At 70.1% G+C, this 16,842-nt stretch carries 20 protein-coding genes and 1 pseudogene; 10 read left to right on the top strand and 11 right to left on the bottom strand.

The annotated features are described in order from the left end of the window. Positions 1-47 precede the first annotated feature (47 nt). Entirely contained in the window at positions 48-674 is a 627-nt protein-coding gene (locus tag LO763_RS23005; protein ID WP_230789435.1) for a GNAT family N-acetyltransferase, read from the top strand. A gap of 117 nt (positions 675-791) precedes the next feature. Beyond that, entirely contained in the window at positions 792-1,385 is a 594-nt protein-coding gene (locus tag LO763_RS23010) for a hypothetical protein (RefSeq protein ID WP_230789438.1), read from the top strand. Between the two features lie 163 nt (positions 1,386-1,548). Here LO763_RS23010 and LO763_RS23015 read toward each other — a convergent pair whose 3' ends face one another. Together LO763_RS23015 and LO763_RS23020 are read right to left on the bottom strand one after the other, a co-directional pair. Further along, positions 1,549-1,887, bottom strand: a complete 339-nt coding sequence (locus tag LO763_RS23015) for a hypothetical protein (RefSeq protein ID WP_230789441.1) — start codon at positions 1,885-1,887, stop codon at positions 1,549-1,551. After that, positions 1,877-2,200 carry a hypothetical protein gene (locus LO763_RS23020; RefSeq protein WP_230789444.1) on the bottom strand — a complete coding sequence of 108 codons (324 nt, stop codon included), beginning with the start codon at positions 2,198-2,200 and terminating at the stop codon, positions 1,877-1,879. Before LO763_RS23020 ends, LO763_RS23015 begins: the two co-directional genes overlap by 11 nt. Before the next feature lie 335 nt (positions 2,201-2,535). On the opposite strand from LO763_RS23020, the gene LO763_RS23025 reads away from it, so the two are divergent. Together LO763_RS23025 and LO763_RS30095 are read left to right on the top strand one after the other, a co-directional pair. Then, positions 2,536-3,372, top strand: coding sequence for a Scr1 family TA system antitoxin-like transcriptional regulator (locus tag LO763_RS23025; RefSeq protein ID WP_230789446.1), 837 nt, complete (start codon positions 2,536-2,538; stop codon positions 3,370-3,372). Continuing rightward, positions 3,344-3,661 carry a DUF397 domain-containing protein gene (locus tag LO763_RS30095; RefSeq protein ID WP_369432061.1) on the top strand — a complete coding sequence of 106 codons (318 nt, stop codon included), beginning with the start codon at positions 3,344-3,346 and terminating at the stop codon, positions 3,659-3,661. Before LO763_RS23025 ends, LO763_RS30095 begins: the two co-directional genes overlap by 29 nt. Positions 3,662-3,904: 243 nt before the next feature. Here the strand turns inward: LO763_RS30095 and LO763_RS30100 are convergent. From LO763_RS30100 to LO763_RS23070, 9 genes and pseudogenes are all read right to left on the bottom strand, one after another. Further along, positions 3,905-4,382 (bottom strand): annotated as a pseudogene (locus LO763_RS30100) (DUF1801 domain-containing protein). A gap of 217 nt (positions 4,383-4,599) precedes the next feature. Beyond that, entirely contained in the window at positions 4,600-4,980 is a 381-nt protein-coding gene (locus tag LO763_RS23035) for a VOC family protein (protein ID WP_230789453.1), read from the bottom strand. A 121-nt stretch (positions 4,981-5,101) separates the two neighbouring features. Further along, positions 5,102-5,332 (bottom strand): DUF4287 domain-containing protein, encoded by a 231-nt coding sequence (locus tag LO763_RS23040; protein ID WP_230789456.1) that lies wholly within the window; start codon positions 5,330-5,332, stop codon positions 5,102-5,104. A 208-nt stretch (positions 5,333-5,540) separates the two neighbouring features. Further along, on the bottom strand, positions 5,541-6,212 hold the full coding sequence (locus tag LO763_RS23045) for a DUF998 domain-containing protein (protein ID WP_230789458.1): 672 nt from the start codon (positions 6,210-6,212) through the stop codon (positions 5,541-5,543). Between the two features lie 214 nt (positions 6,213-6,426). Beyond that, complete coding sequence (locus LO763_RS23050; protein ID WP_230789460.1) at positions 6,427-7,212, bottom strand: ABC transporter permease; 786 nt, start codon at positions 7,210-7,212, stop codon at positions 6,427-6,429. 36 nt (positions 7,213-7,248) lie between these two features. Continuing rightward, complete coding sequence (locus LO763_RS23055) at positions 7,249-8,187, bottom strand: ATP-binding cassette domain-containing protein (protein WP_230789462.1); 939 nt, start codon at positions 8,185-8,187, stop codon at positions 7,249-7,251. A gap of 788 nt (positions 8,188-8,975) precedes the next feature. Beyond that, the gene (locus LO763_RS23060) at positions 8,976-9,494 is read right to left on the bottom strand and encodes an EXLDI protein (protein WP_230789464.1); all 519 of its coding nucleotides are present in this window, start codon (positions 9,492-9,494) and stop codon (positions 8,976-8,978) included. Positions 9,495-9,764: 270 nt separating this feature from the next. Next, positions 9,765-10,538, bottom strand: coding sequence for a sporulation protein (locus LO763_RS23065; protein ID WP_230789466.1), 774 nt, complete (start codon positions 10,536-10,538; stop codon positions 9,765-9,767). Between the two features lie 195 nt (positions 10,539-10,733). After that, positions 10,734-12,029, bottom strand: a complete 1,296-nt coding sequence (locus tag LO763_RS23070) for a nicotinate phosphoribosyltransferase (RefSeq protein ID WP_230789468.1) — start codon at positions 12,027-12,029, stop codon at positions 10,734-10,736. A gap of 155 nt (positions 12,030-12,184) precedes the next feature. Between LO763_RS23070 and LO763_RS23075 the strand changes: the two genes are divergently transcribed. The 6 genes from LO763_RS23075 to LO763_RS23100 all read left to right on the top strand — a co-directional run bounded on the left by LO763_RS23075 (position 12,185) and on the right by LO763_RS23100 (position 16,828). Further along, positions 12,185-12,667, top strand: a complete 483-nt coding sequence (locus LO763_RS23075) for a M67 family metallopeptidase (RefSeq protein ID WP_369432062.1) — start codon at positions 12,185-12,187, stop codon at positions 12,665-12,667. A 111-nt stretch (positions 12,668-12,778) separates the two neighbouring features. Further along, a complete protein-coding gene (locus tag LO763_RS23080) occupies positions 12,779-13,057 on the top strand; it encodes a MoaD family protein (protein WP_230789471.1) in 279 nt (92 codons plus the stop codon). Between the two features lie 15 nt (positions 13,058-13,072). Next, positions 13,073-14,023 carry a PLP-dependent cysteine synthase family protein gene (locus LO763_RS23085; RefSeq protein ID WP_230789474.1) on the top strand — a complete coding sequence of 317 codons (951 nt, stop codon included), beginning with the start codon at positions 13,073-13,075 and terminating at the stop codon, positions 14,021-14,023. A 538-nt stretch (positions 14,024-14,561) separates the two neighbouring features. Next, entirely contained in the window at positions 14,562-15,026 is a 465-nt protein-coding gene (locus tag LO763_RS23090) for a hypothetical protein (RefSeq protein WP_230789477.1), read from the top strand. Positions 15,027-15,256: 230 nt separating this feature from the next. Next, positions 15,257-16,060 carry a glutamate racemase gene (gene murI / locus LO763_RS23095; protein ID WP_230789479.1) on the top strand — a complete coding sequence of 268 codons (804 nt, stop codon included), beginning with the start codon at positions 15,257-15,259 and terminating at the stop codon, positions 16,058-16,060. A gap of 6 nt (positions 16,061-16,066) precedes the next feature. Continuing rightward, complete coding sequence (locus LO763_RS23100; RefSeq protein WP_230789481.1) at positions 16,067-16,828, top strand: MBL fold metallo-hydrolase; 762 nt, start codon at positions 16,067-16,069, stop codon at positions 16,826-16,828. The last annotated feature ends 14 nt before the right edge of the window (positions 16,829-16,842 follow it).

A 16,842-nucleotide genomic window follows, 5' to 3' on the forward strand; every position in this document is an offset into this window, starting at 1 on the left:
CGAATATCGGGATCGCGTGGCGGGCCGCCTGACGCTATCATCTTCGTATGTCATACGAAGTTTCAGCGAAGGAGCAGGACGCGCCGGGGTCGATCACGGTGCGGCGGATGGACGCCTACGAGCGCGAGATCCGCGACGAGGTGGCGGCCCTGCTGGTGGAGGGCTTCTTCCCCAAGCTGGCCTACTTCACGAAGAACCGGCGGAAGCTCGCGCTGGCGTTCCGGGACGGCATCCGCGCCGACATGTTCTACGTCGCCGAACTCGACGGCGCGGTCGTCGGGATGCTGGGCTGCTCGAGCGACACGCGCCGCGCCCTGGTGGCGGACAAGACCCTGCTGCGGCGCAGCCTCGGGTTCCTGATGGGGTCGGTCGCCTACGCCGCGCTCAAGGGGTCGTTCAACGCGCCGCTGCACTACGGCGACGGGAACGGCTACGTCGAGTGGGTCGCCACCGCCGAGCGGGCCCGGGGCCGGGGCGTCTCCACCGCGCTGTTCCGGCACGTCATGGACCGGCCGGAGTACGGCTCCCTGACGCTCGAAGTCCTGGACTTCAACGAGAACGCGTTCCGCCTCTACCGGAAGCTGGGGTTCGTGGAGTACGACCGCAAGGCGGCCCGCGGCATGGAGCGGCAGATGTTCAAGGAGCGCATCCTCATGCGGTGGGACAAGGACTGAAGGCGAGGACGGGGCGGGGACCGAGACGGGGGCGGGCCCGCGGGGCGCGCCGGAACGCCCCCGGGACGCCCCGAGGCGCCCCGTGACCCCGAGCGACACGAAGGAAGGAAGGGAACCATGTCCTTCAAGGACAAGGGGATCGACGCCCCCGAGGGGCTGACGACGGGCGACTTCACGCTCCGGCCGATCCTGGCCGCCGACGCCGAGGCGGACTACGCGGCCGTGATGGAGAGCAGGGACTACCTGCGGTCGTGGGAGCAGTCCAGCTGGCCCGAAGACGACTTCACCGTGGAGGCCAACCGCGCCGACCTGGAGAAGCTCGAACGGCGCCATGCGAACCGCGAGACGTTCACCTATACGGTGACCGACCCGGCCGGAGCGGAGTGCCTCGGTTGCGTCTACGTCGTGGCGCCCGATGCGCGGATGTTCACCCAGGCGCGCATCACCCCGGTCGGCGACCGCCGGTGGGAGGAGTACGAAGCGGCGGTGTACTTCTGGGTCCGCAGGTCGCGACTGGCGACGGGAACCGATCGCGCGCTGCTCGACGCTCTTCGGGCGTGGTTCGCGAAGGACTGGGGCCTGCCGAGTCCTCTCATCGTCACCAATGAGCAGTTCGCGCAACAGGTCGAGATGATCGAAGGGGCCGGTCTCCGGCTGCGCTTCGAGATCGCCGAGCCCGACAAGCCGGGCCGGTACCTCGCCTACGAGTAGGCGGTGCGGCCCTGAGTGAGGATGCCCGGCGGCTCTCGATTCGCCGGGCCGGTCGGCGACGACGGTCCGGGGAGGGGGTCGGGGACGGTGCCGTGGGCGGTGTGGGGGGCGGGCCGGTCGACCCCCACCTGGATCGACCGGCCCCGCATGGGGGAGTGGGGGTTCAGCCGGTGTCGGGCTCGGCGATCCGGGCGCGGGCCTGCTCGAGGATCCAGGGGCACCACTCATCGCCGTTCCAGGAGCGGTTCCAGGCAGGGACGTCGTCGGCGTCGTCGGTGAAGCGGCAGCACTCGCGCGGGCCCGCGCCGTCGTCCACGTCGAGGAGGTACTCGGTGAACTTGTCGGCGCGGGCCGGGAAGTCGGAGCCGAGCCGGTAGAGCGAGAAGACCGCTGGGCCCCTGCGGAAGTCGCCGAGGTGGCCGTCCACGCCGGGCTCGCCGTCCGAGCGGAGGTTCCACCGGTCCTCGGGGTCGCGGGGGGAGGAGGTGGAGTCAGCCTTCACAGAACCGCACCTTCCCGGGACGCTGGTTGATTTGAGTGCCGTTGTAGAAGACGGTGAAGGCGGTGTCCTCGAGCCAGATCTTCCATTCGGGCGCGAAGGTGCGCCAGCCCTGGCCCCAGGTGGCGTGCAGGTTGCCGGAGATGAGGCCGGAGACGATGAGGACGAGGTCGGCGTGGTTGCTGTTCGCGTAGACCTGGAACGAGTCGGGGGCTTGGGCGCTTGAGGCGCGGACGTTGAAGCGGCTGTGCCCGTCGGTGAATTGACCGCGTTCCAGTGGATCGGCAGCGGATGTTACGAGGTTTTGGCGACTCACTGATCCCCTCCATTTCAGAATTGGACTCTGTCGGATATCCGATTGATCTGCGCCAGGCGTCTGCGTGTTGCGCCACCGGGAGGCGGGCCTCTGTTCCGCGCCATGCCGCGGGAGCGCTCGGATGCGCCTAGGCATCTTGAATGTAGGCGGTGTTTCCGCAGGTCACAATAAGAGACTTGGTCGCTCCGGAGGCACAGTGGAGCGGCCGAGGTGTAGAAATCGCAGTGGTAAAACTCCACCTTCTCCGCTACCGCAGTGATTCTCCCTATCCGCCTCTCAGATCCCCTGTGCGATAGTGATAAGCCGACTACGACGAGTCAAACAGGGGGACGGGCATGGCGAAGCGTGATTCCGGTTGGTGGTTCCTGAAGACGATGATTCGCAAGGGCCGCATTGAGGTCGCGATGTCGCAACGGGAGTTCGGGGATGCGGTCGACCGGTCGAAGGAGACCATTCACGCCTGGGAGACCGGCAAGACCGACATCTCGGCACACTCGATCGGCAACATCGCGAAGGCATGTGGCCTGAGCGAAGAGATCAGCGAGTACATGAAGAGCGTCGCCCGCGCTCGCAAGAGCGGCATGCCGATCGAGGCGACCGCCCGCCTCAATGCGCTGTTCGTCGCGCTCGCCGAGGAGTACTACGGCGATGTCTTCAAGTGGGACCCGCACCTCATCCCGGGACCGTTGCAGACCGAGCGATACCACTTCATCGTGATCCTGAAAACCGAGCCGACCGCGTCCGAGTCCCGGCTCCGCTCCGGTTGGAAGTTCAAATCCCAGCGCCGCAAGGCCATCGGTTCCCGCACCGACGGCCCGGTGTTCCAATTCCTCATCGGCGAGGCCGCCATGATCCAACTCCGTAGGGAGTCCGAGGAGCTTTATCAAGAACAGTTGGCGTACCTGCGGGAATGGGCTGCCCGGCCCGGTGTCGAGATCCGCATCCTCACCGAGCCCGTTCGCAGTGGTGAAGGCATGTTCAGCATTTACAAGCCCGGGGAAAGCGAGCTCGCCGGACCGCCTTTCGTCTACACCGAGGGGCATGACTCGAGCTGGTGCATCGATGATCTCGATCGAATCGCGAGCTACGATGACTTCCGCAAGACCAAGTGGAAGTTGGCGATCCGAATCGAGGACTACGGCGATGACTACCGATGTGACCGCATGGCGTAAGAGCACCCGCAGCGGCGCTGGCAACGATTCTGACTGCGTCGAAGTCCGCCGAGCTTGGCGCAAGAGCACTTACAGCGGTGCTGGCATTGACTCGAGCTGCATCGAAGTCCGCCGGGTCTGGCGTAAGAGCACTCTCAGCGGCGGCACTAACACCTCCGACTGTGTCGAAGTCTCGCCGTGCTCCGACTCTGACGGCTTCCACCTCCGCGATTCCAAGCTCGGCGATGGCTCCCCGGTCTTCGACCTCACCTCCGCCGACCTCCGCAGCCTGCTGGGCCACGCTCGCTGATCCACACCCTTAAAGCGATGGCATCGGGCCGGTGCGGCGACCGACGCACCGGCCCGATGTTCGATTCATGCCCCGCCGACATCCCCCGCCCTGGCGGGCTCGTCGGCGAGCCTCCACGGCTCACCGGCGTTCGAGCCGCTCATCCAAGGCGCCCCCGACCCAACCCTGGCGCAATCCCCGTTGGCGTCCACTGCGGTCGGCCGGTCCCGCCCGGCGACGTCGCCGCCGGGCATGGCGACGGGATCAGCGCACGGCCTGCTTGACCAGACGACTCACCGTCGCCTCGCCCGCCTCGGTCAGCTCGGTCACGGCGTAGGAGGTCGGCCACAGGCCGCCGTCCTCGTCGAGATTCGCCTCGGTGGTGAACCCGAGCGAGGAGTACCGCTCCTTGTCGACCTGGCCGCTGCGGAAGAAGCACACCACCTTCCCGTCCCTGGCGTAGGCGGGCTGGCCGTACCACAACTTCGGTGCCAGTTCCGGGGCGGCGGCGGTGATGACGGCGTGCAGGCGGGTGGCCGTCGCGCCGTCCGGCTCCGCCATCTCCGCGATCGTCGACAGGACCGCGGCCTCGTGAAGCCGCCTTCTTGGCGCTGCGGCCGCCGTGCGCCTCTGCCTTCAGCTCCTTGGCCCGCGCCTTCATCGCGGCGCGCTCCTGTTCGGAGAATCCTCCAGCCGAGGCGTCGTCGCGCTCCTGCCCGTCGGCCTTCGAGGTGTCGCCCATGACGTCCGATTCCCTTCTCTACCTGCGGTAACGATGCCTTCACCGTAGTGGCGTCAGGGCGGTCGCGGCTGCTCGATTCCTGATCGATCCGAGGACGCCCGCGCCAGGCGGAATGCGGCCGTGGATCAGGCAGGGCTCACCATGACCAGGGCGTCACCGGCGTCCTCACCTGCTGGAGGCGCCTCGGCCGGACGGTTCGCAACGAGCTCCCACTCTCCTACGGCCACACCGCGCCAGGGTTGCGGCACAGGCAGAACGGGTGCCCCACCGGATCGGTGTAGACCTGCCACCCGTATCCGTCGTCCCTGATGAAGTCCTTCTGCCACGTCGCGCCCAGTTCGATCACCCGGCGCTGCTCGGGCTCGAACTCGTCCACCTCGAAATCGAGGTGGTACTGCTTGGGGTGCTCGCTGCCCGGCCAGCTCGGCGGCCGGTACTCCTCCACCCGCTGGAAGGCCAGCTCGACCTCCCCGTAGGTGATACCGGCCCAGTCGTCGTCGCTGCTGTCGGTGAGCCCGCGGCCCACCACCGCGGCGTAGAACGCCGCCAGCTTCATCGGGTCCGGGCAGTCGATGATGAAATCGGTGAGTTTCAGCATCAGCCGATCTTGCCACGGCGCCTCTCTCGGCCGCGATCGTTTTCGACGCCTCCTGCATCCGCTGAGCGCGACCCGCCGTATGCGGCGCCTGTGCACGACGTCGGGCACGAGGCGCCGCGCCCTACTGCCCGCTGACGTACTCCGGCCACTTCCCCGGGTTGAGGTGGTACTGGACCAGCGCGTTCGCGTGGCCGTGGCCGAGGCCGTGCTCGGCCTTGAGCCAGTCCACGTGCGCCTTGTGCCCGCTGAGTCCGCTCGCGCTCAACGCTTCGAGCCATTCGGCGATCGGTCGGCCGTAAGTCTTCTCGATCGAGGGGAAGTACGAGGCGGGGCCTTTGGGCTGCGCGGTCATGTGGTCCTTCTTTCTCTGCGGTCTGGTCTGCGGTCGTTCGGCTCGGCGCACCCGGTCTTCGGGTGCGGCCGTTCCTTCGCCAGTGGTCGTGAGGTGGATCAGGTGGTGGCGTCCCGCCGAGCCCCGCCGGATTCGGCAGGGCTCAACAGGACGCGTTGGGACTCGGCAGGGCTCGGTCCGCGGCGGGCCGATCACGGCCCGGTGGGTGTCAGCGGTCGGACCGGAGCGCCTGGAGCGAGACGGCCGAGGCCCACAGCCAGATGACCATGCCGCCCGCGAGCATCCACCGGTAGTCCGCCGCCGCGAACGACGCCGCGTTGAGCGCCGTGTACACGACCGGCACGATATAGCAGGCGACGCGCCAGGCGGTGCGGCCCTCGCGGGCGAAGCGCCGCGCGATCACGAAGCACGCGACCATCAGGGTGAGGCCCGCTCCGGCCGGGGCGAACGAGTGCAGGATGCCGTGCCAGCTCAGCTCGGCGGGGGCGCCGTCGGGCGTCCCGATCGGGTAGCCGAACGCCGGGTCGGCGACGAACACGCCGGCCCAGACGAGCGCGATGCCGTAGACGCCGAACAGCCTCGGCGCCCACTTGGACGCGGGCCCGTCGGCGTACGCCCGGCGCAGGCCCACGGCGCCCGCGAAGGCCAGCAGGCCCGAGACCACGAAGTTCGTGATCTGGATCCAGCCGAGGTCGCCGAGGCTCAGCAGGCTCAGCGGGTGCACGACCGGGTCGAAGCCGTCGCGGGTCGCGGCCTGCGCGATCGTGACGGCGAGTAGCAGCGGTGCGGCCGCGACGCCGCAACCGAGCAGGCGGGCGGTGAGTGAGGCGGTCGACTGCGATGCGACAGTGGCCGGAGGGGTGGAAGTGACGGCAGTCATGTCGAGTGCTCCTTGAGGGTGGCAATGGGTTATGCCCGTAAAGACGAGCCCGCCGCCGGGAATTCATCGCCCGCCCGCGCCACAACATGAAAGATGTTCTGGGGGACTCGGCGGCCGCTATGGGCGGCCCCGGCGGTGATCCCGGTCGGGACGGCGAAAGGCGGGCCGCATTCGCGGCCCGCCTTCGGGTGTCTCCCGGTCGTGTCTGCGGCGTCTAGCGCTTGTTGAACTTCTTCTTCGCGACGACGTAGCCGAGCAGGGCCAGGGCCAGCGACCAGGCGATCGTCAGGACCAGGTCCGTGCCGTCGACGGCGGTGTCGAACAGGAGGCCGCGGACCACCTCGATGAACGGGGTGAAGGGCTGGTAGTCGGCGAAGTACTGGACGGCGGTGGGCATGGACTCGGTGGGCACGAACGCCGAGCCGAGGAACGGCAGGAGCATCAGTGGCATCGGCGTGTTGGACGCCTCCTCGACGGTCTTGGCGGCCATGCCCAGGCCCACCGTCAGCCAGATGAGGCCGAAGGAGATGAGGGCGAAGACCCCGACCAGGCCGAGCCAGCCGAGCAGGTCGGCCTCGGGCCGGAACCCGATGGCGATCGCGACCAGCAGGACCACGGCGATGCACAGGAAGGCCTGGATCATGGCGGCGATCACGTGTCCGGTGAGGACGGAGACGCGGGCGATCGACATGGTGCGGAACCGGTCGATGATGCCCTCGGTCATGTCCATGGCCACGCTGATCGCGGTGCCCTGCACCGCCGCGACGATCGCCATGAGGGTCATGCCTGGCGTCAGGTAGGTCAGGTAGGCCTCGCGTCCGCCGGTCGGCCCGCCGAGGCCGTCGCCGAGCGTGCCGCCGAAGACGTACACGAACAGGAGCAGGAAGACCACCGGCATGCCCACGAGCATGAGGGTCAGGGACGGGTAGCGCAGCATGTGCTTGAGCTGGCGGCGCAGCATGGTGGACGTGTCGGACAGGCTGTGGGCGAGGGTGCTCATCGGAGTTCTCCTTGTGGTTTTGCGAAGCGGCGGCGGCTAGGCGGTGGCGTTGCCGGTGAGGGACAGGAACACGTCGTCGAGGTCGGGCGTGTGGATGGTCAGCTCGTCGACTTCGATTCCCTCGCGGTCGAGGACGTCGAGGAGCTTGCGGAGCGAGGTGACCGAGCCGTCCGAGGGGACCTGGACCGTGAGCTGGTCGGCGTCCGAGCCGCTCGCGTTCAGGATCTGCGCGGTGCGCTCGACCTGGTCGGCGCGGTGCAGGCGGAGGCTGATGTGGCCGCCGGGGATCATGCGCTTGAGCTGCTCGGGGGTGCCCTCGGCGACGAGCCTGCCGCCGTCGAGGACCGCGATGCGGTCGGCCAGCTCGTCGGCCTCCTCCAGGTACTGGGTGGTCAGGAAGATGGTGGCGCCCGCCTTGACCAGCTCGCGGATGCTCGACCACACGGTGCGGCGGCCGGCCGGGTCGAGGCCGGTGGTCGGCTCGTCCAGGAAGATCACCTTCGGCTCGCCCATGAGGCACATGGCGATGTCGAGGCGGCGCCTCATGCCGCCGGAGTAGGTGGCCGGGGCGCGCTTGGCGGCGTCCATGAGGTCGAAGCGCTCCAGCAGCTCCTCGGCGCGGCGGCGGGTCTCGCGCTTGCCCAGATGGTGCAGGCGGCCCATGAGGTGGAGGTTCTCGCGGCCGGTGAGCAGGCCGTCGACGGCGGCGAACTGGCCGGTGACGCCGATGGTCCTGCGGACGGCGTCGGCCTCGCGGGCGACGCTGCGGCCCCCCACGAAGGCGTCGCCGCCGTCGGCGGGGATGAGGGTCGTCAGGATGTTGACGGTGGTGGTCTTGCCCGCGCCGTTGGGGCCGAGCAGGGAGAAGACCGTGCCTTCGGGGACGGCGATGTCGATGCCGCCGAGGACGGCGGTGTCGCCGTAGGACTTGGTGAGGTTCCGGGCTTCGATCGCCAGGGGCTTGGTGGTGTTCATCGTTCCTCGCTTCGGGTTTCGGCGCCGCCGGGCGGTGGTGCCGCGGCGGCTCGGGTGTCGGGTCGGGCTTCGTTCGTCGCGGTGCGGCTCGTCGTTCTGGGCCGCGCCGGGCATGTGAGTACTGTGGCCGGGGCCGCTGACACGGCGCTGACATCGGGCTGACGTGCGGCCTGACACGGCGCGGGCGCGCCTGGCGGCGCGGTCGGCGGAGGGTCCGGCGGCGCGGTCGCGGGCGGCCGCCGCCCCGGTCGCCGCAGTGGCGGCGGGTAGAGGGTGAGGATCGTCCCGAGGTCGAACATGGGCGCACCTCACGGCTTTCTGTGCTTTGTGGACAGTCGGTGGGCAGGGTCGGGCCCGGGTCGGCGGCGGTCCGGGTGGTGCCGCGGCCGGTGCGGTGGTCAGCGCCGTGGTCAGCACTGTGGGCAGCGGTGTGGTCAGTGGTGTCGGTACTGCGGTCGGCGACGCGGTCGGTGCGGACGGCGGGGCCTGTGGTGCGGTCGGCCGTTCCCCGAGGTCGGGTGTGTCGGATCGGAGCCGCCCCCGGCTTCGATGGTGCCCGCGGGGTACGACAAGTCGCGCCCTGTCAGGTGCGTTCGAAGGTCGAAGGTCGAAGGTCGAAGGTTGGAGGCCGGTCGGCCGGTGTCGACCGATGCCGGCCGACCGGCCGGTGGCTCAGGTCCGCGGTCGGCGGTGCCGTCCCGGATTCCGGCGGGCGGCCGGGCCGGTTCCGCGGATCGCCTCGCGGCGCTCCTGCGGTCGGCGGTCGCCTTGCGGCGCCTGCGTCCGCGTCAGATGTCGAGGTCCTCGACCGGCGGCGCCTCGACGGTGGCGGCGACCATCGCGTACAGCTCGGCCGGGATCTTGGCCTTGAGCTCCTCGATCGTCTCGACCACCTCGAGCGTGGCCTCGCCGGTCGACGACCCGTAGAACTGCTCGCCCAGGCCGAGCATCTTCCGCCAGCCGGTCTCGGCGGTCACGTGCACGTAGTCGGGCGTCTTCTCCGCGTGGATGACGAACTTGCCCGACCTGGCGCGGTACACGCGGTAGATCTCGGCCTTCTTCTCGTCCGAGCGGATCCACTCGCCCAGCTTGACGCCCACGAAGCGCCGGCGCTGCCGGTTCTTGCCGGTGCCCGGGCCGACGCGGACGGTGATCTCCTCGAAGCCCTCCATCCGACCCTCCTCGACGTCCACGTACCGCTGGAGCGCCATCGAGATGGCCCTGGACAGGTTCCCTCCGGCGAGCTCCTGCGCCCGGCTGTAGAGGTCGAGGTCCTTGTCGGCGACGTAGATCGTCTTGTTGGGCATAGCGGCATCCTAACCTCCTTCCAGGGGTCCGCCTTGGTATACGTATAGACTATACGTATACGTAGAACTTGGCAAGTCCGGCCCCGGATCTCCCCGCCGACGCCGCTCACGCCGCCCCTCAGGCCCCCTCGGGGCCCTCGCCCCAGCCGCCTGTCGGCGCCGACCCCGGGCACGACGAAGGGCGGCCCGGTGGTCGCCCACCGAGCCGCCCTTCGCGTTCAAGCTTCAAGACCCCGGAGGAGGCGGGACCTCTCCCACGGGATCGCGGCGTCAGACGCCCTTCTGCGCCGCCAGCTGCGTCAGCTGCGCCTTCACCGTCTCCACCACGTCCGTCGACGCGGTCGGCACCGAGAACCGGATCGTCGAGTTCAGGTCCGGCGCCAGCAGCTCCGCCGAGTTGTCGGCCGCGAAGACCACGTCCGTGTTCGCCTCGCCCGCGACGAAGACGACCTCGAGCTCCTGGATGCGGCCGTGGAACTCGCCCTCGGTCGCCCAGAACTCGACCTCCTGGTAGAAAGGCACCGTCGCCCCCTGGATCGTGCCCAGCTCCAGGTCGGTCTCCTGGAACGCGAAGCCCAAGGCCTCCAGCGCCTCCCAGACCGCCTTGTGCACCGGCAGCGCCTCCACGGTCAGCCAGTCCAGGTCGCCCTTGTCCAGGGCCTGGTCCAGCGCCAGGTGCGTCGAGACGCCGAGCTTCATGCCGCCCACCAGCGGGCGCTGCTCGACGTTGTTGAACGGGGTCTCCCAGGGCACCTGGACCTCGAACGCGATCGGGTGGGCCGCGCCCTTCGCGAGGTCGAACTTCCCGGAGACCTCGGCCTTGAAGTAGTCGTGCACCGAACCGGGCGCGTCCTCGCCCTTGCTGTCGTCCTCGACCAGGGCGGTGAACTCGATCTCGACGCTTTCGACGGCGGCGTCCACCTCGGCGCCGGAGATCCGCACCTCGCCCTTGAGGGTCCCGCCGGGGACGACGTGCTTCTCGTGCAGGAGCGTGTCGACTTGGATGCCACTACCGAGAATGGCCTTGAGTTTGCTGAACACCATTGGGGCGGTTCCTTTCGGAGGATCGCGGGAACGTCGCGGGGAGAACAAGGACAGGGGGCAACCGCATCGTATCCCGAAAGCGCAGGGAGACGTGTGACAGATCCCCTGCGGGACGTGGAAACACCTGGGGCGCAAAAAGAACTATTCGCCGCAATGCCGCGGCGGCCGCGACCGGGCGCGGCGCGGGGCCGCCGGCTACTCGCCGCCGTGCTTCTGCACCACCGGGATCGCCGGATCGCCGGGGGAGAGCTTCAGGCCCTCCCAGGGGATCGAGATCAACCGCTGGCGCAGCAGCTCGCGCGACTCCTCGAGCGTCGGCTGCGGCACCAGCTCCCCGCCGCGGAACAGCGGCACCTGGAGCCGCTTGTCGCCCGGCAGCGACTCCGGCTCCCCCTGGGAGACGATCACTTCCTCCACCGCCGTGCCCGTCGGCTTGTGCCGGCGCACCGAGACCTTCCGGCCCCCGTTGGTGCCCTTGTGCTCCGAGCGCTTCGCGACCGGGCGGCCCTCCACCTCGACCAGCTTGTACACCAGCTGCGCCGTCGGCGCGCCCGACCCGACCACCACGGCCGTGCCCGCGCCGTAGATGTCCACCGGGGCCGCCGCCAGCGCCGCGATCGAGAACTCGTCCAGGTCGCCCGAGACCACGATCTTCGTGTCGTGCGCGCCCAGCTCGTCGAGCAGTTCCCGCGCCCCGCTGGCCATCACGTCCAGGTCGCCCGAGTCGATCCGGATCGCCCGCAGGCGCGGCCCGGCCGCCTCGATCGCGTTGCGGATGCCCTGCGTGATGTCGTACGTGTCCACCAGGAGCGTCGTCTCGGTCCCGAACGCCTCGATCTGCGCCTTGAACGCGGCGATCTCCGAGGTGTGCAGCAGCGTGAACGCGTGCGCGCTCGTGCCCGAGGTCGGCACGTCGTAGCGGCGCCCCGCCTCCAGGTTCGACGTCGCCGCGAACCCCGCCAGGTAGGCCGCCCGCGAGGACGCGATCGCCGCCGCCTCGTGCGTGCGCCGCGACCCCATCTCCAGGATCGGGCGCCCGCGCGCGGCCGTGACCATCCGCGCGGCCGCGCTCGCGACCGCCGAGTCGTGGTTGAGGATCGAGAGCGTCAGCGTCTCCAGCAGCACGCACTCGGCGAACGTGCCGGTCACCGTCACGATCGGCGAGCCCGGGAAGTACAGCTCGCCCTCGGCGTACACGTCGATGTCGCCTTTGAACCGGTAGCCGGCCAGCCACTCGGCCGTCGACTCCTTCACCACCCCGCGCGAGGTGAGGTCCTCCAGGTCGGCGTCCTCGAACCGGAAGCGCTCGATGGCCTCCGAGAGGCGGCCGATGCCGGCGACCACGCCGTAGCGGCGGCCGGTCGGCAGGCGGCGGCCGAACACCTCGAAGACGCACGGCGCCTCGGCGGTGCCGTCGCGCAGGGCGGCCTCGAGCATCGTGTACTCGTAGTGGTCGGTGTACAGGGGCGTGCGGGGCAGCGTGACGGACATGGGGAGAGCGTAATGCACCCCGGCCCGCGGCGGGCCTCTGCGCGAGCGCCGCTCGCGCACCGCCCTTTATTCCCTTCCGGCGCAGGTCGCGAGCCTCGTCTCACGCTCTGAGCGAGGGCTGTCGGGGCGAAGTGACCGCGTGTACGCTTGCTTGCGTGTTGCGGATCGCGCATGAGCTGGTCGAAGCGATGGTCGCGCACGCCCGGGCAGACCACCCCGACGAGGCGTGCGGCCTCGTCGTCGGCCCCGAGGGCGAGGGAGTGCCGACCAGGCACGTCCCGATGATCAACGCCGCCCGCTCCACCACCTTCTACGAGTTCGACGCCGAAGAGTGGAAGCAGGTGTACGACCAGATGTGGGACAACGACGAGGAAGTCGTCGTGGCCTACCACTCGCACACCCACACCGAGGCCCACCCCTCGCGCTCGGACACCAAGATCGCCTCCGACATGGGCCTGCCCGGCGCCCACTACGTGCTCGTGACCACCAAGGACCCCGAGATCGCCGAGGTCCGCTCCTTCCGCATCGCCGACGGCGAGGTCACCGAGGAGCCCATCGAGGTCACCGGCGCGCCCGAGGCGGTGCAGAGCTACAAGTTCGCGCACACCCCCGACTCCACGGTCTACGACTGTTCCTGATTCCGCGCCGGGGCCCGCGGCCCCGGCATGCGCCATGCAGCCGTGCCGCTGCGAACCAGACACATCGAGCACCCCCGGAGGGCTGCTCACCGAGTTAAAGGGAAGACCAGTATGTCCATTGAAGTCCGCGTCCCCACCATCCTGCGCAGCCACACCAACCAGGAGAAGATCGTCAAGGGCGAGGGCGACACCCTCGCCAAGCTGTTCGACGACCTCGACACCCGGTACAGCGGCCTGAAGGGCCGCGTCGTGACCGACGAGGGCGCGCTGCACCGCTTCGTGAACGTCTACATCAACGACGAGGACGTCCGCTTCATCGGCGGCCTCGAGGCCAAGCTCTCCGACGGCGACTCGATCACGATCCTGCCCGCCGTCGCGGGCGGCATGTAGTCCGGGGCGATCGCCGTGGCGCGCTTCGACGACATCACCTCCACCGTCGGCGACACGCCGCTGGTGGGACTGCCGCGGCTGTCGCCCTCGCCCGAGGTGCGGCTGTGGGTGAAGCTGGAGGGGGCCAACCCCACCGGCTCGGTCAAGGACCGCGTGGCCGCCAAGATGATCGAGGCCGCCGAGGCCGACGGCCTCCTGGCGCCCGGCGCGACCATCCTGGAGCCGACCTCGGGGAACACCGGCATCGCGGTGGCGATGCTGGCGCGGCGCAAGGGCTACAAGCTCGTCGCGGTCATGCCCGAGAACACCTCGCTGGAGCGGCGGCAGCTGCTCACCGCGTTCGGGGCGGAGATCGTGTTCTCCCCGGCCGCGGGCGGCTCGAACGCGGCGGTCGCCAAGGCGCGCGCGATGGCCGCCGAGCGGCCCGACTGGGTGATGCTCAACCAGTACGCGAACCCGGCCAACGTGGCCGCGCACTACGAGGGCACCGGACCCGAGCTGCTGCGCGACCTGCCGGACGTCACGCATTTCGTGGCGGGCCTGGGGACCACCGCGACCCTCATGGGGGTCGGGCGGTACCTGCGCGAGCACGCGCCGGGCGTGCAGATCGTCGCGGCCGAGCCGCGGTACGGCGAGCTGGTGTACGGGCTGCGGAACCTCGACGAGGGGTTCGTGCCGGAGCTGTACGACGAGAAGGTGCTCGACCGGCGCCTGAGCGTCGGCACCGAGGACGCGCTGCGGCGCACGCGTGAGCTGCTCAGCGAGGAGGGCCTGTTCGTGGGGCTCTCGACCGGGGCGGTGCTGCACGCGGGGCTGGCGCTGGCGCGCGAGGCGGTGAAGGCCGGGCGCGGCGCGGACATCGCGATGCTGGTGGCCGACGGCGGGTGGAAGTACCTGTCGACGGGCGCCTATTCGGACGGACTCGACGACGCCGCGAACGCCCTGGACGGCCAGGTCTGGGCCTGAGCCCGGAGGCGGCGAGAGCGACAGGGAGACGCAACGATCGGCCGGGACCGCGCGAAGCGCGGTCCCGGCCGATCGTCTGCGAGCGAGAGCGGCCCAAGAAGAGGCAGAAGAGAACCGCTCCCGGATTCGAGACTGCCAGGCGGGTACGACATTCCAGAACGCGACCGGTCCGGGGCGGGGTGTTCGAGGGACGGGTTCGGCCCCCGAAGTCGGGTGTGTCGGAAAGGAACGCCCCCGAATTCGAGGATGCCGCGCGGGTCCGACATCGCGCGCCGGCGCTCCGCCCCCCGGGGCCGGGTGTGTCGCGCCGCTGCGCCCCTTGCACGCCCCTTGTACAAGGGTGCCCGGCGGGTGCGACACTCCGCCGGAGCGGCAGGGGCCCTTGCGGTCTCCGGGCTCGGGTCGAGACCCCGGGCGCGGTGCCGGGGCGCCCCCGTGCTCTAGGGCGCCCGAGGGGTGTGACGAGCCGGTCGCGGGCGGTGTCGGACGCTTCCGGTGCGGCCCTGAGGCGTCCTCAGTGGCTTGCTAGCCTGGCCGCATGAGTCCCGGGAAGCTGAGCACGTTCGCGATCCGCAGGCCCGCCGGCGGCGGTTCGGCCGATGCCGCGACCGACCAGGGCGCCGACCTGCCCCGCCAGAGCGACGCCCCGCAGACGGAGACCGGGCCGCTCGCCGCCGTCCGCGCCACCGCCGCGCCCGCGCCCCCCGTCGACCCCTCCCGGCCCGAAGCGCCCGCCGTGCGCCTGCGCCGCCTCGCCGGGGTCGCCGCCTGGGCGCTGGCCCTCGTGCTCGCCGGGGTCGCCTCCGCGATCGTGGGCCTCTTCCAGATCTTCGGCGACGGGCCCGACTGGTTCACGCCCGCGTTCATCTCCTGCGGCGTGGCGGGCATGATGCTCGCGATGATGGCCTTCGCGACCGTGCGCTTCCGCGGGGTGCCGTGGATGTTCATGGCCGCCTCCACGATCACGCTCCTCGCCGCGTTCGTGATGCTCCGCCTGGCCTGAGCGGCCGGAGGCGTCGGCGCGCGGCGCCGCGAACGGCCCGCGCGCGGCGCGGGCGCAGACCCCCACCCTGGGTGGGAAGACAAGGAGTACGCGGCCCAAGTCTCTAGCCCAGGTCCGACGAAAACGCAAGCGATCACCGATTCTGTGGTGATCGCCACGCTGTCATTTTGGCGACATTCCCGTGGCGAGCGGAGGCGCGCGAGGCCCGTTTGGACGTACTCTCGTAGCCCATGAACGACGCGCCCATCGGGATCTTCGACTCCGGTGTCGGAGGCCTGACGGTCGCCAGGTCGATCAGCGAACTGCTGCCCGCCGAGCGACTCGTCTACGTCGGCGACACCGCCCACGTCCCGTACGGTCCCAGGTCCATCGCCGAGGTCCGCAAGCTGTCGCTGGACGTCTGCGACCACCTGGTCGAACAGGAGGTCAAAGCGCTCGTGATCGCCTGCAACTCGGCCTCGGCGGCGAGCCTGGCCGACATCCGCGACCGCTACGACATTCCCGTCGTGGAGGTCATCCGGCCCGCCGTCCGCCGCGCCGTCAGGACGACGCGCACCGGCCGGGTCGGGGTCATCGGGACGGTCTCCACGATCTCCTCGGGCGCCTACCTGGACGCGTTCAACGCCGTCCCGGACGTCGCGGTGACGGCCGTCGCCTGCCCGGCGTTCGTGGATTTCGTGGAACGCGGTGTGACAACCGGCCGACAGCTCCTAGGCCTCGCCCAGGGGTACCTTGAGCCGCTACAGCAGTCCGACGTCGACACAGTCGTGTTGGGCTGCACCCACTATCCGCTGCTGACCGGACTCATAGGATTGGTGATGGGGGAGGACGTGACCCTGGTGAACTCGGGGAGCGAATGCGCGCGTGAACTGTACCGCGTGCTCGCCGACCGCGACCTCCTGGCCGCCCGCACCGGGCCCGCCGAGCACCGGTTCCTCGCGACCGGCGATCCGGAGGCCTTCACCAGGACCGCCCGCCGGTTCCTGGGAAACCTCTTCCCGAGCGCGGCGGCGGCCGTACTGGACAAGGTGTGATCTGCCATGAAACTCACGGTCATCGGTTGTGCAGGCTCGTTCCCCGCCCCCGACACGCCCTGCTCGGCCTACCTCGTCGAGGCCGGGGGCTACCGGCTGCTGCTCGACTTCGGCACCGGTTCGCTCGGTGAGCTCCAGAAGCACCTCGACCCGCACCTGATCGACGCCGTGATCGTCACGCACCTGCACGCCGACCACTTCTTCGACGCGTGCGCCTACGCCGTCATGCGCCGCTACTACGCGCCCGAGTCGGCCTCGCACCCGCTGCCGATGTACGGGCCCGCCGGGGTCGCGGACCGCATCGTCACCGCCTACGGCGGCCACGGCGAGCTGTGCCCGCCGTCCCTGCGCGACGTCTACGACTTCCGCGAGCTGCGGCCCGGCGCCTTCGACCTGGGCCCGCTCACCGTCACCGTCGACCGCGTCGCCCACCCGGTGGAGACCTACGGCGTCCGCGTCGAGCACGCCGGGTCCTCCCTGGCCTACACCTCCGACTCCGGGCCCTGCCAGGCCCTCGAGGCGCTCGGCGCCCACAGCGACGTCCTCCTCGCCGAGGCCTCCTACCTGGAGGGCCGCGACAACCCGAAGGACGTGCACCTCACCGGGAAGGAGGCGGGGGAGTACGCCACCAAGTCCGGGGCCGCCCGCCTGCTCCTGACCCACCTGGTCGAGCCGTGGAACTCGCGCGAGCGCACCCTCGCCGAGGCCCGGGCCGCCTACACCGGGCCGGTCGAGGTCGTCCGCCCCGGCCAGGTCTTCGAGTTCTGAGGCGCCCGCCCGCG

The organism is Glycomyces amatae (genome assembly GCF_020991375.1).
GTDB classification, from domain to species: Bacteria; Actinomycetota; Actinomycetes; order Mycobacteriales; family Micromonosporaceae; genus Glycomyces; species Glycomyces amatae.

Coding starts and splice junctions, on each gene's coding strand:
- LO763_RS23005 (WP_230789435.1), top strand. CDS start 48: ATGTCATACGAAGTTTCAGCGAAGGAGCAGGACGCGCCGGGGTCGATC.
- LO763_RS23010 (WP_230789438.1), top strand. CDS start 792: ATGTCCTTCAAGGACAAGGGGATCGACGCCCCCGAGGGGCTGACGACG.
- LO763_RS23025 (WP_230789446.1), top strand. CDS start 2,536: ATGGCGAAGCGTGATTCCGGTTGGTGGTTCCTGAAGACGATGATTCGC.
- LO763_RS30095 (WP_369432061.1), top strand. CDS start 3,344: ATGACTACCGATGTGACCGCATGGCGTAAGAGCACCCGCAGCGGCGCT.
- LO763_RS23035 (WP_230789453.1), bottom strand. CDS start 4,980: ATGCTGAAACTCACCGATTTCATCATCGACTGCCCGGACCCGATGAAG.
- LO763_RS23040 (WP_230789456.1), bottom strand. CDS start 5,332: ATGACCGCGCAGCCCAAAGGCCCCGCCTCGTACTTCCCCTCGATCGAG.
- LO763_RS23045 (WP_230789458.1), bottom strand. CDS start 6,212: ATGACTGCCGTCACTTCCACCCCTCCGGCCACTGTCGCATCGCAGTCG.
- LO763_RS23050 (WP_230789460.1), bottom strand. CDS start 7,212: ATGAGCACCCTCGCCCACAGCCTGTCCGACACGTCCACCATGCTGCGC.
- LO763_RS23055 (WP_230789462.1), bottom strand. CDS start 8,187: ATGAACACCACCAAGCCCCTGGCGATCGAAGCCCGGAACCTCACCAAG.
- LO763_RS23060 (WP_230789464.1), bottom strand. CDS start 9,494: ATGCCCAACAAGACGATCTACGTCGCCGACAAGGACCTCGACCTCTAC.
- LO763_RS23065 (WP_230789466.1), bottom strand. CDS start 10,538: ATGGTGTTCAGCAAACTCAAGGCCATTCTCGGTAGTGGCATCCAAGTC.
- LO763_RS23070 (WP_230789468.1), bottom strand. CDS start 12,029: ATGTCCGTCACGCTGCCCCGCACGCCCCTGTACACCGACCACTACGAG.
- LO763_RS23080 (WP_230789471.1), top strand. CDS start 12,779: ATGTCCATTGAAGTCCGCGTCCCCACCATCCTGCGCAGCCACACCAAC.
- LO763_RS23090 (WP_230789477.1), top strand. CDS start 14,562: ATGAGTCCCGGGAAGCTGAGCACGTTCGCGATCCGCAGGCCCGCCGGC.
- murI (WP_230789479.1), top strand. CDS start 15,257: ATGAACGACGCGCCCATCGGGATCTTCGACTCCGGTGTCGGAGGCCTG.
- LO763_RS23100 (WP_230789481.1), top strand. CDS start 16,067: ATGAAACTCACGGTCATCGGTTGTGCAGGCTCGTTCCCCGCCCCCGAC.